This is a genomic window from Allosphingosinicella sp. (assembly GCF_036403745.1).
In the GTDB taxonomy this organism is placed as follows: domain Bacteria; phylum Pseudomonadota; class Alphaproteobacteria; order Sphingomonadales; family Sphingomonadaceae; genus Allosphingosinicella.
On record NZ_DASWQI010000002.1, the window covers coordinates 1 to 1,554 of the forward strand.

Annotated in this window: 2 protein-coding genes; one reads left to right on the forward strand and one right to left on the reverse strand. The window is 63.7% G+C overall.

What is annotated here, in order from left to right:
• A partial coding sequence (locus VGC56_RS00210) for a hypothetical protein (RefSeq protein ID WP_464122410.1) occupies positions 1–252 on the reverse strand: 252 nt, incomplete at its 3' end.
• 301 nt (positions 253–553) lie between these two features.
• On the opposite strand from VGC56_RS00210, the gene VGC56_RS00215 reads away from it, so the two are divergent.
• The coding region (locus tag VGC56_RS00215) for a transposase (protein ID WP_464122412.1) at positions 554–1,554 on the forward strand (1,001 nt) is incomplete at its 3' end.

Below are 1,554 nucleotides of genomic sequence, written 5' to 3' on the forward strand. Positions count from 1 at the left end.
GCTGGATCCCATCAGGTACTCGACCGGCCGCCCTGCCGTCGCCGCGAGCGACACGACATGATCCCGGATGCGCTGCGTTTCGGCCTCAAAGAACCCAGCGGCGTCCTTGAGCAGAATCCCTCGCCGCGACAGGTAGCGGCCGAACGCCCCCTCGGGGAAGAAGCTGTTGAAATGCCCCTTGAAGATCATCCGGTCGAACGTGTTGATCACGCCCGTGATCGAGTCGCCATGCAGATCGATGAAACTCTTCATGCCTGCCCCGGTGCTCGTCGCGGTGGTTCAGCTGCCCGTCAGGTTGGAGATCCTGGCTCTGCGAGTCAAATCCGGATCATCTCGGGGTGGCCGCCTTTGGTTGCGGCCGCAGGCCGCGCTATGATTACATTGCAAAGTGAGCCTCTTGCAGAAATAAATTCGCCAATGCATGCCGAATAACCGATACATATCGGTATTGCTGTTTGCGGCTTCGAGTGGTCTGAAAAAATAAATTCTTCTATACATGTCAAGATTACGAACACATAATTGCCGCGAGTCGCAGACAATCCGGGCCCAGTTCATGACCGAGGAAGCGAAGCGGTACTGCGGAGCGTGGATCAACAGCCAGCCCAGCCTTTTTCCCTGGCTGGAGGAAGAACTCGATCCGCTCACCGTCAAGCTCGAACGGCTCATCATCATTCTGGACACGCTCGGCCTGGACGCCTTCGTGGCGCCGCCGCCTGGCGGGCGCGGACGGGCTCCCGAGGACCGCCCGGCGATCGCCCGCGCCTTCGTTGCCAAGACCGTGCTCAACCTGCCGACCACCGTGGCGCTGATCGACCGGCTGCATGTCGATCGCTCGTTGCGGCGCATCTGCGGCTGGGAGCGCCGGGCTCAGCTCCCGAGCGAGGCGACCTTCTCCCGGGCCTTCGCCGAGTTTGCCGACCAGCGACTGCCCGAGCGGGTCCATGAGCAGGTGGTCCGCGACGGTCTGCGCGATCACATCATCGGCCACGTGGCCCGTGACGCCACCGAGATTGAGGCGCGCGAGACGCCGCAGCGCCCCCCACCCGACGCGCCGCCTCCGTCCGAAGCGGCCAAGCCCAAGCGCGGTCGTCCGCGCAAGGACGAAGTGCGCGACCCCAAGCCACTGACGCGCCTGGAGCGCCAGCGGCAGCAGACGCTGGCGGACATGCTCAGCGAGCTTCCGGCGGCGTGTGATATCGGGACCAAGCGCAACAGCAAGGGCTTCTCCCAAACCTGGATCGGCTACAAACTCCATCTCGACGTCAGCGACGCCATGGTGCCGATTTCCGCCGTGCTCACTGCCGCCTCCACCCACGACAGCCAGGCGGCCATTCCGCTGGCGCGGCTGAGTCAGCAGCGGGTAGTCTGGCTCTACGACGTGATGGATTCCGCCTACGATGCCGAAATCATCGTCGCGGACTGCCTGGCCGCCGGCCGGGTTCCGATAATCGACTTCAACACCCGGCGCGACACCGCGCTGAAGGTGGAACTCGCGGCGGAACGAGCCCGGCGCCGTCTCGTCAACATTCCCGATCCCGATGATGAGCATTACAA